This window comes from Vibrio sp. S9_S30 (assembly GCF_014694455.1).
Lineage (GTDB): Bacteria > Pseudomonadota > Gammaproteobacteria > Enterobacterales > Vibrionaceae > Vibrio.
In genome coordinates this window covers 143,713-159,420 of the sequence record NZ_JAAUWT010000012.1, presented here as the reverse complement: position 1 = coordinate 159,420, position 15,708 = coordinate 143,713, and the positions used below count along the sequence as shown (strand labels likewise).

The window sequence follows — 15,708 nt, the reverse complement described above, 5'->3', positions numbered from 1 at the left end:
GATTTTCTCGGGATTTTCATGCTTTAAATATAAAACGATTACTCGCCTTTATAAATACAGCCTGCGGTGCAGGTTTCTTTGATTTCGACTTTACTTAGCAAAGGCAATGACGGTTTCAGTTCATTCCATATCCATTTTGCTAATACTTCACTGGTTGGGTTTTCCAACCCAGGAATGTCGTTCAAATAGTAGTGATCCAAGCGATCATAAATCGGCTTAAATGCTGCTTTGATCTCAGAGAAATCGATAACCCAGCCCGTATATTGATCCACTTCACCTTCAACGTACAAGCGAACAAGGAACGAATGACCATGCAAACGGCCACATTTGTGTCCTTCAGGAACATGTGGAAGACGGTGTGCCGCTTCAAACATGAACTCTTTATACAATTCAGTTTTCATCAGTTAACTATGCAGTAGCTTAATTAGGGGGCAATGCTACTCAAATCCCTCGCATTAGACAAGGGAAGATCAGTAACATCTTATTGTTGAGGATACGTCGCAACTGATATCCCCAAGCAACCTCAAGATACGTGCGTTTTATAGTCTTAAACCGTAAAGAAAACGCGTGAAAAGAAACCGATGGTAATGATGACCGAAAGTGCACTGAATGCACATAGAGTGGGCGTTCTCGCCTTAGGGTATTTTTCTAACAGCAATACTAGGCAGAAAAACGCTGGGTACAGCCCGAATAGGTATCGAGGCATTGCATTTACGCCAGAAGAAAACGGCAGATACAGATTAATGAACATAAATACCGCTTCCCCGTAGTAGCGCTTAACACAAAGATACCCCACCATCGCAAACCCGAATAAAGCGACCAAAGTCAGGTAGAGCTTCGCTCCCCCTTTTTCAAACCCATATTCAATCCAATTGAGAGGGTGAGTAAAAGTACGCCCCCAAGCTATCTGTATGTGACCAAACGCCAACGCATCACCCGTTTGAAAATACAAAAAGGTCATGAATCCGAAAAAGCCCAAAGGCACACACCAAATCGCAGTCAGTGCTTTAGCGGCAGGCATTTTAAAGCGAATCAGATCTCGCCAGCCGTAATGCTGTATTGCAATAATCAGTATGGGAAAAACTAACATCACTCCGAGGTTGCGCGTGATAGCCGCAACAAACCCTAATAACGCGACGTACAGCCACTGCCCTCGGTAGGAAAAAAGGAAAACACCAGATACCAGCGCAATATACAAAGGCTCACCATACCCAGCCATTGAATAGACCGTAAAAGGACAAAAGCACATTATCCATACTGCACATTTTTGCCCTGATGCACTGACCCCCATCTGCTTCAATGTCATAATGAAGATAGGTACGCTAATAAAAAAAGAGAGGTTGGAAACGACGATCAGCGCTAGCCTCGCATCATCTAAGATGGGTAAGAGCAATTTAGCCAGATAGGGAGTAACCGGCATGAATGCCCAATTCGCAGCATTTTTCCCACTTAACCATTTAGGGTAAAGATCATAGCCATAATCGATCATTCTCCGGAACCAGACACAATCGAAACGGCAGATCACTTGCCACGCATTGAGTTCGCTGGTATCGACAGTATTGAAGGATTCAACACCAACGAAACCAACAAGATACAATAAAGCACGGCTAAATATTACGGCAAAGAATATCGTTAGCCATTCTTCTTTTGACAAGGAAATATTGGGTAACTGGCTTTGTACCTTTTTATTGAAGGTATTTCCATGGGTTAAAATAGTAGTATTCATCTAAATATCACCGAACTTATACTAATTTCATATGGAGATTTAATTTCCAAATAGTTCAACTCATATGAATATCCACTCAAGTCTGGAATTGAAAGAATTACCTCATCAAAAGTGTGGTACGAGCTCAACTTAATTCCATTTAAAAAATAAGAAATGTTGTTTATTCTGTCTTTTCCTTTCATTTTTAACGTTATTGTTTTCTTTCCCGCTGGAATAGAAGAGAAATAAATTCCGCCTTCCGACTTTAAAGTCCGAAACCCCTCCAGCGTTTCCTTTGTCCAGCCCGATCTCGATATTAAGGGTGACTTTTGAGACAGATCGACCACACCAGACTCAGGGATCTCAAAAGTTTCATCATCATGACCCCAGTAACGTGTCTTTTTATCCATATAGTATGTTTTGTAAGATAAGCTGACTTGAGGGGTCGCAATAAGGTAAAGAACCCAAAGATAATAAAGAGATAACACAGTGAACAATACAAAAAAAGCAATAGGAAAACCGCTAGGGCTTAGTCTATCGCCTTCTAAACCTGGTTTCTGAATCTCGTTTACCGACACGTATAGTCCTCCTTGATTGGTTCACATTTGAAGCTTCTCTTCTTTATCGAGCGTGCGTATTTGAGGAGGTCATTTCTACATTACACCAAGGGGATTATTGTCAGCCTATAGTCAACGAATAGGCAAGTTATGTGATAAATACAGATTGTGTCCCATTTCACCTTCCAATGGCTTTATTGTGTCATTCGATGAAGGCGAAACAAAACCGGATACGTCTTACGACATGTGATCAATCATGCCACTGGACTCAATGCTTATAGGCAAGGTTTATAGGGAAGAAGAATGGAAGGTCAAGCGAGCCGGATAGAAGGCAATGCCCAAGGAAAATGCTCAAGACAGATGTAACTATGCCATCATCACAACGTTGAACCAGCTTACAGGGCTTGGTATGCCTAACCCTCATCGTATGGCGTGAAAATGATTCATCGTGTTGCTCATCTTTCTTTTTGTCAAACGAGGTCACCAAACCCCTTCAAATCGAATACGATTGTTCTAAAAATACATCGCTTTTCTCTATTTTCCTCCTATATTTATTCTAAACAAAAAAACATCGTATACAGCTCACAAATAAAAACTCAGATATTAGGCTTAAATTTGTTCCGCACCAGTTTGCGCTCTAATATTAACATTGTACCCACGAAATCTATAACGAACATTTTAAGTTACCCATTATGCCTATTTCGATTACGTCTAAATTACTATTAACATTGGTTTCCGTTTTCACTCTGGTATTAGCCTCATCGACAACTTACCAATACTTCCAGCAACGTAACTTAATCAATACCGTATTAAGCGAACAGCTAATGGATAAAGCAGGCAATTATTTTGATAGCCTTAACATGATGATGCTGACAGGCACCATGTCGCAAAAAGAAACGTTACGAGAAAAAGCATTAGAGCAAGATGGTATTGAAAACGTACGAGTACTAAGAGCGAACGCTGTCTCCAAACTTTATGGACCGGGATCAGAGTATCAAAACCCAAAAGATGAGATTGATAGGCGCGCTCTGGCTGGCGAAACCGTGATTGAAAACATTAACGCGGAATGGGGAAAAGGCATTGTCGTGGCACTGCCGATGAAAGCAAGAGAAAACTACCGCGGCACCAATTGCATTACGTGTCATATGTCTCAAGAAGGTGAGGTACTCGGTGCGATTCGGTTAGAGTATAACTTAAGTCATTTAAATACCTTGGTGAGTCAGCGCACATTGATCGCAGTCGCAATCATGACCGGAATTGCCGCATTAGGTTTTTTCGTCGCACAGGGTGTCATACGCAAAATTGTTGTCAATCCTCTTAAAAATACGTCTTTATTTATGAAGCAGGTCAGCACAAAGAAAGATCTTTCTATTCGGCTGAAAACGCATAAAAAGGATGAAGTGGGTCAGCTTACAGAAGACATCAACACACTTCTCGATAATGTTGCAGACAGCCTAGCTCAAGTACAACAGACCTCCAGCTCTTTGGCGCTCTCTGCAACACAGCTTATTGGGGTTGCACGCGATAACGATAATGCAGCGAACAATCAGCAAATAGAAACCGCTGAAGTCAATCAGAACATTATTGAGCTCCAAGAACAGCAACAAAGAATTGAAAACGCCACGGTCGAAGCTTCTTCTTTGATTACGCACACTACAGACACCGCTAAATCGGGTTCTGCACGTTCACACAATGCAAGTAGAGACATTCGAAATCTAGTGGGTGATATTGAATCGGTGAAAGGCATGATCACCAACTTAAATGAGCAAACAGGTCAAGTATCAACCATTCTTGCTGTCATCAAAGGCATTGCAGAACAGACCAACCTACTTGCCCTAAATGCCGCAATAGAAGCCGCCCGAGCGGGCGAACAAGGTCGAGGATTTGCCGTCGTCGCAGACGAAGTTCGTCAACTCGCAAAACGCACTCAAGAAGCGACTGCCAGCATCGAAACCATTATCTCGAATTTCCAACAAGGTAGCGATCAATCTCTTGAGTCTGTGGATCATGTCTGCCAACAAGCTCACTCAAGGGCAGAATCCATTGAATTGCTCTCACAGACGTTGTCGGACGTAGTGGAAGAGATGCAGCAAGCGAACCAACATGCCAACAGCATTCAAGAACAAGTAAGATTGCAGACATGTGTTAGCAATAATGTAAGTCAGAAAATAGAAACCATTACTTTACACGCAAATAAAACCTCCACCTCCGCGAGCCAAACACGCGAGATCAGTCTAAATCTTGAGCATTTATCTGAGCAACTTGAGACATTACTGAATCAATTTACGCTTCCACCCAACATTAAAGGTTGAAGCGAATGATTTGACAGGTAATATGTCAGGTTCAAATTAAAGAAATGATTTCTAACCCGATTGAGCGTTCACAAATCACTCAATCGGGTTGTGTATTGCCTATGGAGAATATATCAAACATGACTTACGCGCCTGTAACAGACGTATTAAGCGGTAAGCTAGCGGTAGACAGTGAAGTCACTGTCCGCGGTTGGATCCGTTCACGTCGTGATTCCAAAGCTGGAATCTCTTTCCTTGCCATTTATGACGGCTCTTGTTTCGACCCGATTCAGGCCGTGGTCCCAAATAATCTTAATAATTACGACAACGAAGTATTGAAGCTAACAACAGGCTGCTCAGTTGAAGTAACCGGTAAGATTGTAGAATCTCCAGCGAAAGGTCAAGATTTCGAACTCGCAGCAACCGACGTGAAAGTGGTTGGCTGGGTAGAAGATGCGGACACTTACCCAATGGCTAAGACACGGCATTCAATTGAATATCTGCGTGAAGTCGCTCATCTACGCCCACGTACTAACGTGATTGGTGCAGTGGCTCGAGTTCGTAACTGCTTATCTCAAGCCATTCACCGTTTTTACCATGAAGAAGGGTTCTTCTGGACATCGGCTCCGCTTATCACAGCATCTGATGCAGAAGGCGCTGGCGAGATGTTCCGCGTTTCCACTCTAGACATGGAAAACCTGCCTCGCACCGACAAAGGCGACGTAGACTATAACGAAGATTTCTTCGGTAAAGAGACGTTCCTAACCGTTTCTGGCCAACTTAACGCCGAAGCGTATGCGTGTGCGCTCAGCAAAGTTTATACATTTGGCCCTACTTTCCGCGCAGAAAACTCCAACACAAGCCGCCATCTAGCCGAATTCTGGATGGTTGAGCCTGAAGTTGCGTTTGCTGACCTAGATGACGTAGCAAAACTGGCGGAAGACATGCTGAAATATGTATTCAAAGCCGTACTTGCAGAACGCCGTGACGACCTAGAATTCTTTGCACAGCGAATCGACAAAGACGCCATTACTCGTCTAGAGCAATTCGTGAACGCTGATTTTGCACAAGTGGACTACACCGACGCTATCCAAATTCTTCTGGATTCAGGTAAAGAATTTGAATTCCCAGTTGAATGGGGTATCGACATGTCTTCTGAGCATGAGCGTTTCCTTGCGGAAGAACATTTCAAAGCGCCTGTTATTGTTAAGAACTACCCGAAAGACATTAAAGCGTTTTACATGCGCCTAAACGATGATGGTAAAACAGTTGCAGCCATGGACGTACTTGCACCAGGCATCGGAGAAATCATTGGCGGTGCACAGCGTGAAGAGCGTCTGGACATTCTTGACGAGCGCATGATAGCAATGAACATCGATCCTGAGCACATGAGCTGGTACCGAGACCTTCGTAAATACGGCACGGTTCCGCATGCTGGTTTCGGCTTAGGTTTTGAGCGTCTAGTGTCTTACGTCACCGGTATGGGTAACGTTCGTGACGTGATTCCATTCCCACGTACACCACGTAGTGCAAATTTCTAAACGCTGCATCCCCTTTTCAATACAAACGCCACTCATCTGAGTGGCGTTTTTGTTTTTACCCTCTCAAGTTCAGAGAAACTCAACGCCATGCTCTGTACTTTTGCTTGCTTTATCCCCCTGTTGCTCTTTACACCGATAGCTCTTGCTCTATACACCGATGGCTCTTGCTCTATACGCCTATGGTTCTTGCTCTATGCGCCTAAAGAAATCAGGACATATTCAGCGGAAAGGAAAAAATGAAAGGTCGGTCTTATTCTTGTAGACCTATATATGGGAAGATCACGGAGTTAAAGTGCTAGACTGAAATGAAGATAAGATAGGCCAAAGAACAATTAAGGATTGTCCTATGAACACCAAGGACTTTAATACATCACTTACTTTCACGTTGTATACGATAGCGGGTTTGCTGTTTGGTATTTACGGGGGACGAGTATGCCCAATGCTGGAAACCCTAACGCTTAAAGAAGTGCTTTTTCATACAGGTGCCGTCTATGCAATTCTCTTTGCCCTACGACTCACTATCACCAACCTTTATATTACTAAGAAAAACGCCAATTTTATTCGTTTAGACATGGCACTGTTTTTCCTGATCAGCCTTCCTTTTGCTTATTTTTATCGCTCTGTTTATGACTTTCCCATTGAAAGCAATTTAAAAGTCCTCTTTGGTATGACGTTATTCGGCTTTTTTACCGGATGCATTTTGCATTTGAATCACCAGATAAAAGAATTCAGCTCCTTAATGGAACAAGATCAAGCCAGCTTTAGTTTAATGGGCAAACGGCGCTCAATGGTAAAACAAATGATTACACTGGTTGTTTTATTATTGTCGACGCTCGCTATCATGCTCAGCATGGTGGCATTTAAAGACATATATTGGCTAGAAAACACACCAGAAGCCTTATATGACGGTTCTGGAAAACTCAGCATCTTAAAAGAATTCATATACATCGCCGCCGTGCTCACAGGGTATGCCATCATTATCATCGTCTTATGGGCGAGGCTAATGAAAAAGATTCTCATCAGTCAAGAAAAAGCACTCATTCAAGTCACCAATGGCAATATCTCAGCAAGACTTCCGATAGCGCAAAATGATGAATTAGGGGCAATGGCGACTCTAACGAATCAAATGCTCGATTCACTGCAAGAATCACAAGATGAAATACAAACAACGCGTGATGTGGCTATCGTCAGCCTCGCCGCTCTGGCTGAGTCCCGTGACAACGAGACTGGGGCGCACATTTTACGCACCCAAGAATACGTGAAAGCATTAGCGATTCATCTGTCTGTTTCCGAAAAATATCGTCGTCTCTTATCCCCTGCTTATATCGACCTCCTTTATAAGTCGGCTCCCTTACACGATGTGGGCAAAGTCGGCATCCCCGACGCTGTCCTTTTAAAACCTGGAAAGCTGACGGACGAAGAGTTCGATATCATGAAAGGACACCCGCAGATTGGGGCAGACGCTTTGTCTATTGCGGAAAAGCGCATGGGCAGTTCATCATTTTTGAAACTGGCGCGTGAAATTTCACTCTCGCACCATGAAAAGTGGGATGGAAGCGGCTATCCAAATGCACTCTCCGGAGAAGATATCCCACTCTCTGGCCGCTTAATGGCTCTTGCGGATGTCTATGATGCACTGATTTCTAAGCGCGTATACAAACCCGCGTTCAGCCACGAGAAAGCCAAGGGCATTATTCTAGAAGGCACAGGAAAGCACTTTGACCCAGAAGTGGTAGAAGCCTTCTTAAACGTTGAAGATGAATTCAAACAAATTGCGGCACACTACAAAGACAACGAGCAGAACGCCGAAGACCAAAAGCCTAGTGCCGATAACCTGCAACTTGCCTAGTATTATTAGCCGCGATACCCAAGATACTCACCGCTTCGAACTGTGTGTGGTTTTGTGTATTTAACTGGCCATATTCGTCTGGATTAGTAGGAGATCAATTCGATTTTTCTGACGTTGTATGGTCACGGGTCTGTTAGCAAATAAAAATACCTCTTTCTGTTGAAATCCAGTTGTAACCCTTGACGGGGAAAGGTATAAATAAGCGTATATTTAACCTTTCCACATTAATTAAAACGGACGCCGATTATGTTTGAAAAAGTCAATGCCGCCCCCGCTGACCCAATCCTTGGACTAACTGAAGAATTCAAAAAAGACACCCGCGAAGAAAAAATCAACTTAGGTGTGGGTATCTACAAAAATGAGCAAGGTCAAACGCCTGTTCTGGCAACCGTAAAAAAAGCGGAAGCAGCGCTTCTTGAAACAGAAAAAACCAAATCTTATCTCACTATTGAAGGTACGGCTGAGTACGGTTTAGCAGTACAAAAGTTACTATTTGGTGCGGATTCCGAAGTTGTTGCGTCTAAGCGCGCAAAAACAGCACAAGCGCCAGGTGGTACTGGTGCATTGCGTGTGGCTGGCGAATTCATTAAACGCCAACTCAATAGCCCTAAAATCTGGATCAGCAACCCAACCTGGGCAAACCATAACGGGGTATTTACAGCGGCGGGTCTTGAAACGGCGCAATACGGCTACTATAACGCAGAAACACAAGACAAAGACTTTGCTTCCATGGTCGCGGACCTAGAAACGGCGAGTGCTGGCGACATCGTACTTTTCCACGGTTGCTGTCACAACCCAACCGGTATTGACCCAACAGAAGATGAGTGGGAAGTCTTAGCAAAGCTTTGTGCTGACAAAGGTTTACTTCCTCTGTTCGATTTTGCCTACCAAGGCTTTGCGAAAGGCGTAGAAGAAGACGCCGCAGGTCTTCGAATCTTCGCTAAGCACAACTCAGAAATTCTAGTCGCCAGTTCTTTCTCTAAAAACTTTGGTTTGTACAACGAACGTGTGGGCGCCTTTACGCTTGTGGCAAAAGAAGAAGACATTGCGACAACGGCATTCTCTCAAGTGAAAAGCATCATTCGCTCAATCTACTCGAATCCTCCTGCGCACGGCTCTGCGGTAGTAACTTACATTCTTAACGATGCCGCCCTTCGTGCCGAGTGGGAACAAGAAGTCGCTGAAATGCGTGACCGCATTCAAGAAATGCGTGAGCTTTTCGTTGCAACCTTGAAATCTGAAGGGGTGGAGTCTGATTTCAGCTTCATTGAACGTCAAAATGGCATGTTCTCATTCTCTGGCTTGTCTAAAGATCAAGTCGCTCGTTTAAAAGAAGAGTTTGCTATCTATATCGTAGGCTCTGGTCGTATCAGCGTTGCGGGTATGACAAAGGAAAATATGGGTCCCCTATGTAAAGGGATTGCAGCGGTTCTTTAATCGGTTCACTCGGCGTTATTCATTGCATTTGTCTTGGATGAACGAGATGGATTAAATGGACGACTCTCAGCCAAAAGACCAGCCTCATAGCTGGTCTTTTTTGTTGAATCCTATACGATGGCTATACTCAAGCCACACCAAGGTGCTAGGTTCAGCCAGAATTTCCACCATTAGACCTCGTTGGCATTTTAAAAATCAGCATCCCCGTAATCGAAGGTCAACCAAGAGCCGAATCATGCAAGCAGAAATCATAGAAATAAAATCCTTCATTTCTCAATATCCTCCATTCAATGAATTGACTGAAGATCTGCTCAATAGCGTTGCAAACCGCATAGAAATATCCTATTTCAGGCAAGGCACTCCCATCATCCATTTCGGTGATCACATTCATGATTTGTATCTTGTGCGAAGTGGTGTTGTCGAAGTCTACCGTCGCAATGGTGAGCTGTATAACCGACTCGATGAAGGGGACATATTTGGGCAAATGGGCTTGCTCACTAACAACAAAGTGCGATTTCCAGTGACCGCGATTGAAGACACACTTGTGTACTGCATTCCGGAAGAGATGTTTCAAACGCTTTATGATGAAAATGATCACTTTGCGGATTTTGTTGAGGTAGAAGATGCAGCAAGGTTACGCCAAGCGGTATCAAACAGCAGTGACGCAAACGATCTTACCACCTCCAAGGTTAGGACGTTGCTAACCAGAGAACCCGTGACCATTTTCAGTGATCAGTCCATTCAAGAAGCCGCACAACTCATGGCGGAAGAAAATGTTTCCTCTTTACTGGTCTTCCACCAAGAAACGGCGGAAAACGAAGAAGACGAAAACCCCTTAAAGGGCATTATCACCGATCGTGATTTGTGTACGCGAGTGCTCGCATCGGGTCTTTCACCAGAATCCCCCGTAGCGGATGTTATGTCGACGGATGTGATCTCTCTCGATCACAATACCTACGTATACGAAGCCATGTTGACCATGCTTCGCTACAACGTGCACCACCTTCCGGTGATAAAGAATCAACAGCCCTTAGGTATTATTGAAGCCACGGATATTGTCCGCTACGAATCGCAAAACTCTCTACTACTCGTGAGCAGTATATTCCAGCAGCAAACATTAGAAGAATTAAAAAGCCTTTCTGAACAAGTGAAAGATAGCTTCGTGAGGCTCGTCAACGAAGACGCCAATTCCCATATGGTAGGCAGTGCTATGTCGGTCATTGGGCGCAGTTTCAAACAAAGAATAATAGAAATGGCGGAAGAAAAATTCGGTTCGCCTCCTGTGCCTTATTGCTTCTTGGCACTGGGCTCAATGGCAAGGGACGAACAACTTATCGTGACCGATCAAGATAATGCCATCATTCTTGATGAAGCCTACGATGCAGAAAAACACAATGAATACTTCGAGAACTTTGCGACGTTTGTTTGTGATGCCCTCAATGAATGCGGTTATAACTACTGCACTGGGGGTATCATGGCCACCAATCCAATGTGGCGTATGACACGCAGAGAGTGGGAAGAGTGTTTCAATAATTGGATAGATGATCCGAACCCTAAAGCACTGCTCAACAGCTCCATATTCTTCGATCTCGATGGTGTTCATGGTCGGATTAAATGGGCGGAACAACTCAATGGCTATATTGTCCGCCGAGCAAGAAAAAACAATCGCTTCTTGGCTTGTTTGGCTCGTAACGCCATCAGCCGTACACCGCCACTGGGTTTCTTCAAAAGTTTTGTGATGGAGAAAGATGGCCAACACAAGAACTCCATTAATCTAAAACGACGTGGAACCGCCCCTCTCGCGGATCTTATTCGAGTACATGCTCTTGCCGTCGGGTCACGCTCCCAAAACTCATTTGAACGGTTAGATGACATTATTGATGCGGGTATTCTGCCAAAAGGCAAAGGAGAGGATCTACGTGATGCGATGGAATTCATTTCGACCGTTCGTATTCGCCACCAAGCGTTGGACGTCGAAGCCATGGTAGAGCCCGACAACAATATCGAACCCGACAACATGTCCGACTTCGAGCGCCGTAACCTAAAAGATGCCTTTCAGATTTTAAGCAATGCTCAGAATTTTTTGAAATACCGTTATCAAGCAAACACGTTTAAATAATAGGCAGCGTTTTGAATCTATTTAGCAAAAATCGGCTCGGTCACTCTGAAAACTGGGTTGCTCTCTTTAAAGAAAAGGCAAGCACCGTTAGAGATGAGCGGCTACGCAGCTTCTATGAAGCAGGTATTGTTGATGGTACGACACCGCTTGCTAAGGTGCCAATGGTTGCATTGGATTTCGAAACCACAGGGCTGAATGCCGAAAAAGACGATATCATCAGCATCGGTTTAGTCCCCTTTAATGTAAACCGAATTTTTTGCCGCCACGCCCGACATTGGATCGTTCAGCCCAATACGCCACTAGAAGAAGAATCGGTCGTGATTCACGGCATCACTCATAATGATATTTTAGGCGCCCCCGACTTAAAACGTGTTATTGATGAGGTGCTCGATGCGTTAGCCGGAAAGGTTGTGGTCGTACACTATCGAAAAATAGAGCGCGAATTCCTCGATATTGCATTGAAGGAACGCATCAATGAAGGCATCGTTTTCCCAGTTATAGACACCATGGAAATTGAAGCGCAGGTGCAAGATGACCTTACCGCTGGCATCTTAAACCGCTTTAAGGGCACGAAAAGACAGTCTGTTCGGCTTGGTGCTTCAAGAGAACGCTACGGGTTACCTACTTACCCACCACATCATGCGTTAACCGATGCCATGGCTACCGCAGAATTATTCCAAGCACAGATTCAGCATCACTTTTCTGGTGACACACCAATAGAGAAAATTTGGCTTTAAGTGCTCGCTCAAGAGAACCATTTTTAGTTTAAAATACCCATAAAAAAAGCTGCCAAAGCAGCTTTTTCAATATCTTATATCAACATGTCACATCAACTTATCGATAGGTATTTTCCGTTCTCATCCCCATGATTAGGCTGACACACATCAGCAGCAGGATAAAGGTGAACGGCAGTGCAGTCGAAATCGCCCCTGCTTGCAAGGCTTGAATGGCTTGTGTACCACCAACCCAAAGCAACGCCGCCGCAATAGCGCCTTCCATAAACGCCCAGAATACACGTTGCATAACCGGTGCATCCACTTTACCACCAGCGGTAATGCTATCGATAACCAGAGATCCTGAATCCGATGAGGTAATAAAGAAAACCATGACAAGGACAATTGCAATCACAGAAAGCCCAGTGCTAAATGGAAGCGCTTCAAACATTTGGAACATAGCCAATGGCACTTCTTTCAAACCATCTGTGCCCAATGCGCCGACACCGTTGATCACTTGATCGATCGCCAAGCCACCAAAGACTGACATCCAAATCAAAGTAACCACCGTTGGAACAATCAATACAGCGGTCAGGAATTCACGAACCGTACGACCTTTTGAAACGCGGGCGATGAACATACCGACAAATGGTGACCAAGAGATCCACCACGCCCAGTAGAAAACGGTCCAGCCTTGGAACCAAGCTTCGTCTTCACGCCCGTGCGGGTTACTCAGTGGAATAATGTTTTCAACATACGCCATCAACGTTGTTGGAATCGAGCCAAACGCCACAGCATAGCCAAGAAGCGCAACCAAAATTAACAAAACAAATGCGACAATCATGTTGATGTTACTGATGACCTTAACACCCCCATCAATGCCACGGAAAACGGATACCACGGCAAGCAGCGTGACCAATACGATCACGGCAATTTGCAAACCAATACCGCCATCCATACCGAACACATGATTAATACCACTTGCCGCCTGCTGAGCCCCTAAACCTAGCGATGTCGCCAAACCAAATAAGGTCGCCAGTACCGCAAGAATATCGACTACGTGACCAGCCCACCCCCATGCTCTGTCGCCTAAAATAGGGTAGAAAATGGAACGAATAGAAAGAGGTAACCCTTTATTGTAGGTAAAGAAAGCCAATGAAAGTGCCACAATGCCGTAAATAGCCCAAGGGTGAAGCCCCCAATGGAACATAGTGGCACCCAGTGCTACTTTAGCCGCTTCCGGTGTGTTTGGCTCAACACCAAGGGGCGTTTCATACCAACCGGTAAAATACGCGACGGGCTCTGCTACACTCCAAAACATCAAGCCGATGCCCATACCCGCAGCAAATAACATCGCAAGCCAAGACATGAAGGAGTAATCGGCAGACGCCTCTTTACCACCAAGACGGATCTTACCGAATGGTGACACAATCAATGCAAGGCAAAATACTAAGAAAATATTGCCCGACCAGATAAACAGCTTGTCAAACATGCCGATGATTTGCCATTTCAAACCATCCAATGTTGATTTCGCAGTTTCGGCATCTGAAATTAAAACAGCAATTAAAAATAGAATAATCAATCCGGCACTGGTACCGAAAACTGGATTATGAACATCAAATCCCCACTTCTGTACGTTATCTTGACCAACGGTATAGTCGGTACTTTCGATACTGTACTTGTCGATTCCTTTTGTCATATCTCCTCTTTAACCTTGTAACAGGTTTGTTAGATTAGAACTTATTTCACTAGTACTCAGAACAATAATAGTTAGTGAACATAACAGTTCATTATTTTAAACATCACAAACCCTAACCAAAGTTAATGCAAAAAACCAGATGTAACTCGAAAAAACCACCAAAAAATCGGATTTCACTTTCTAATTGCCTACTTTTCATACCAATCACTGTTGTAATTTTATTTGTGGTCTAAACATTCGAGTTCGTATCATATAGTGAAAGATAAGGAATGGACTCTAAAAAGTGTGTTCTATCTTTGATTTTGGCGAACCCAAAGGGCTTAACTTAGTTATACTCAGCACAATTATGCTAAAAACACCCACTGTACTGACAAAACCAAAGTACCCTTGCCGTAAGTAATGACGAACAGACCTCACAAATAGAGATACCTCACTGCACAAATTTGGGTGATAATGCAGGTTACCTACCGCTGCAACTCTGGAACGGAATAAATACGTTGGAAAAACACGAAGAAGTTCTGATAGCGATGCGCCAAATTATTAGGGCAATCGACTTACATTCAAAAAAACTTGGCAAAGAGCTAGGATTGACTGGTCCACAGCTTATTCTTATGCGCTCTATTCGTAAGCTCGGTGAAGTCACCATTCGCGAACTGTCGAATAATACCAACATGAGCCAGGCTACAGCGACGACCATTCTTGATCGCTTAGAACGTAACGGTTATGTAGAAAGAAAGAGAAGTGTGAGTGACAAGCGCAAAGTTCATGCGTACCTCACGAGTGAAGGCAATGACATTTTAGAAAAAGCCCCCTTACCATTGCAAGACAGCTTCATTGACCAATTCCATAAACTGGATGAGTGGGAGCAAAGCCTACTGCTCTCGTCTGTTCAACGTATCTCATCAATGATGAATGCTGAAAGCTACGATGTAGCACCGGTTCTCGAACTCGGGAGCATAACGGAAAACGAGCAGCCCGTCGGCTAAAACAAAAAAGCGAGTATGATCACTCGCTTTTGTCTATCTGATTGTTGTTAATGTCGCCCTTGCGTCAATGCAATCACGGCTTACCCAACGTCTATCACTACACTGACATTCATCTAGAATGGGGAACCTCAGTCTACTAAGCCTTTCTCTAACGCATATTTGGCAAGCTCTGCCGTAGAATGCAAATCCAGTTTGTGCTTTATGTTTTGTCTGTGGGTTTCAACTGTGCGGTAGCTAATATTGAGTGTCGAGGCTATTTTCTTGCTGCTCTGCCCTTGCGCAACCAATTTCAACACCGCTTCCTCTCGCCGACTGAGTGGATTCGGCTTTTGATTGGCAGGCATAATAGGTTGAGTGAACAGCGTTTGGGTCACCGATTCGCAAAAATACGTGGAGCCTTGAAAAACCGTTTTTATCGCCTGTACCATCTTTTCTGCTGAAATCTCTTTAAGCATGTACCCTACTGCGCCTGCTTGCATGACTTTCATGATGTATTCACGATTATCGTGCATTGTCAGCATGAGGACTTTCACATCAGGGTATTCTTCTTTTAGCAACATGGTGGCTTCTATGCCGTTCATCACAGGCATACTCACATCCATCAATACGACATCGGGTTTTTCTCGTGAAACGGCTTCTATTGCTTCGACGCCATTGCTTGCGGTCGCAATCACGTTGATCTCTTCTTCCAATTCTAGACGCGCTAAAAAACCATCCAGCACCACTTGATGGTCATCAACGATTACAATATTAATAGCCTTACCCTGGCTTACTACTTTTTGCATTCCATCCATCCAGATAGTTGATATAA

The 15,708-nt window shown here is 44.1% G+C and carries 12 protein-coding genes; 7 read left to right on the top strand and 5 right to left on the bottom strand.

Annotation, left to right across the window (positions count from 1 at the left end; all coding sequences use genetic code 11):
• Positions 1 to 38: 38 nt before the first annotated feature.
• From queD to HC752_RS15500, 3 genes are all read right to left on the bottom strand, one after another.
• A complete protein-coding gene (queD, locus tag HC752_RS15510; RefSeq protein ID WP_101114681.1) occupies positions 39 to 401 on the bottom strand; it encodes a 6-carboxytetrahydropterin synthase QueD in 363 nt (120 codons plus the stop codon).
• A gap of 146 nt (positions 402 to 547) precedes the next feature.
• Positions 548 to 1,726, bottom strand: a complete 1,179-nt coding sequence (locus HC752_RS15505; RefSeq protein ID WP_190336076.1) for a hypothetical protein — start codon at positions 1,724 to 1,726, stop codon at positions 548 to 550.
• Positions 1,723 to 2,283 carry a hypothetical protein gene (locus HC752_RS15500; protein ID WP_190336075.1) on the bottom strand — a complete coding sequence of 187 codons (561 nt, stop codon included), beginning with the start codon at positions 2,281 to 2,283 and terminating at the stop codon, positions 1,723 to 1,725. Before HC752_RS15500 ends, HC752_RS15505 begins: the two co-directional genes overlap by 4 nt.
• A 671-nt stretch (positions 2,284 to 2,954) precedes the next feature.
• On the opposite strand from HC752_RS15500, the gene HC752_RS15495 reads away from it, so the two are divergent.
• The 6 genes from HC752_RS15495 (at position 2,955) to HC752_RS15470 (ending at position 12,236) form a co-directional block, all read left to right on the top strand.
• Positions 2,955 to 4,574, top strand: coding sequence for a methyl-accepting chemotaxis protein (locus HC752_RS15495; RefSeq protein WP_190336074.1), 1,620 nt, complete (start codon positions 2,955 to 2,957; stop codon positions 4,572 to 4,574).
• 119 nt (positions 4,575 to 4,693) lie between these two features.
• Complete coding sequence (gene asnS / locus HC752_RS15490) at positions 4,694 to 6,094, top strand: asparagine--tRNA ligase (RefSeq protein ID WP_190336112.1); 1,401 nt, start codon at positions 4,694 to 4,696, stop codon at positions 6,092 to 6,094.
• A 346-nt stretch (positions 6,095 to 6,440) separates the two neighbouring features.
• A complete protein-coding gene (locus tag HC752_RS15485) occupies positions 6,441 to 7,943 on the top strand; it encodes an HD domain-containing phosphohydrolase (RefSeq protein ID WP_190336073.1) in 1,503 nt (500 codons plus the stop codon).
• Positions 7,944 to 8,189: 246 nt separating this feature from the next.
• The gene (locus HC752_RS15480; protein ID WP_190336072.1) at positions 8,190 to 9,380 is read left to right on the top strand and encodes an amino acid aminotransferase; all 1,191 of its coding nucleotides are present in this window, start codon (positions 8,190 to 8,192) and stop codon (positions 9,378 to 9,380) included.
• Positions 9,381 to 9,615: 235 nt separating this feature from the next.
• A complete protein-coding gene (locus HC752_RS15475; protein WP_190336071.1) occupies positions 9,616 to 11,499 on the top strand; it encodes a DUF294 nucleotidyltransferase-like domain-containing protein in 1,884 nt (627 codons plus the stop codon).
• Positions 11,500 to 11,510: 11 nt separating this feature from the next.
• Positions 11,511 to 12,236, top strand: coding sequence for a 3'-5' exonuclease (locus HC752_RS15470; protein ID WP_190336070.1), 726 nt, complete (start codon positions 11,511 to 11,513; stop codon positions 12,234 to 12,236).
• A gap of 97 nt (positions 12,237 to 12,333) precedes the next feature.
• Here HC752_RS15470 and HC752_RS15465 read toward each other — a convergent pair whose 3' ends face one another.
• Positions 12,334 to 13,911, bottom strand: a complete 1,578-nt coding sequence (locus tag HC752_RS15465; protein ID WP_190336069.1) for a BCCT family transporter — start codon at positions 13,909 to 13,911, stop codon at positions 12,334 to 12,336.
• 497 nt (positions 13,912 to 14,408) lie between these two features.
• Between HC752_RS15465 and HC752_RS15460 the strand changes: the two genes are divergently transcribed.
• Positions 14,409 to 14,897, top strand: a complete 489-nt coding sequence (locus HC752_RS15460; protein WP_190336068.1) for a MarR family winged helix-turn-helix transcriptional regulator — start codon at positions 14,409 to 14,411, stop codon at positions 14,895 to 14,897.
• Between the two features lie 128 nt (positions 14,898 to 15,025).
• On the opposite strand, the gene HC752_RS15455 is transcribed toward HC752_RS15460, so the two are convergent.
• Positions 15,026 to 15,682, bottom strand: a complete 657-nt coding sequence (locus HC752_RS15455) for a response regulator transcription factor (RefSeq protein ID WP_190336067.1) — start codon at positions 15,680 to 15,682, stop codon at positions 15,026 to 15,028.
• Between the last annotated feature and the right edge of the window lie 26 nt (positions 15,683 to 15,708).

Excerpts from the sequence above, each read along its gene's own strand:
- queD (WP_101114681.1), bottom strand. The coding sequence starts at position 401 with ATGAAAACTGAATTGTATAAAGAGTTCATGTTTGAAGCGGCACACCGT.
- HC752_RS15505 (WP_190336076.1), bottom strand. The coding sequence starts at position 1,726 with ATGAATACTACTATTTTAACCCATGGAAATACCTTCAATAAAAAGGTA.
- HC752_RS15495 (WP_190336074.1), top strand. The coding sequence starts at position 2,955 with ATGCCTATTTCGATTACGTCTAAATTACTATTAACATTGGTTTCCGTT.
- asnS (WP_190336112.1), top strand. The coding sequence starts at position 4,694 with ATGACTTACGCGCCTGTAACAGACGTATTAAGCGGTAAGCTAGCGGTA.
- HC752_RS15485 (WP_190336073.1), top strand. The coding sequence starts at position 6,441 with ATGAACACCAAGGACTTTAATACATCACTTACTTTCACGTTGTATACG.
- HC752_RS15480 (WP_190336072.1), top strand. The coding sequence starts at position 8,190 with ATGTTTGAAAAAGTCAATGCCGCCCCCGCTGACCCAATCCTTGGACTA.
- HC752_RS15475 (WP_190336071.1), top strand. The coding sequence starts at position 9,616 with ATGCAAGCAGAAATCATAGAAATAAAATCCTTCATTTCTCAATATCCT.
- HC752_RS15465 (WP_190336069.1), bottom strand. The coding sequence starts at position 13,911 with ATGACAAAAGGAATCGACAAGTACAGTATCGAAAGTACCGACTATACC.
- HC752_RS15455 (WP_190336067.1), bottom strand. The coding sequence starts at position 15,682 with ATGCAAAAAGTAGTAAGCCAGGGTAAGGCTATTAATATTGTAATCGTT.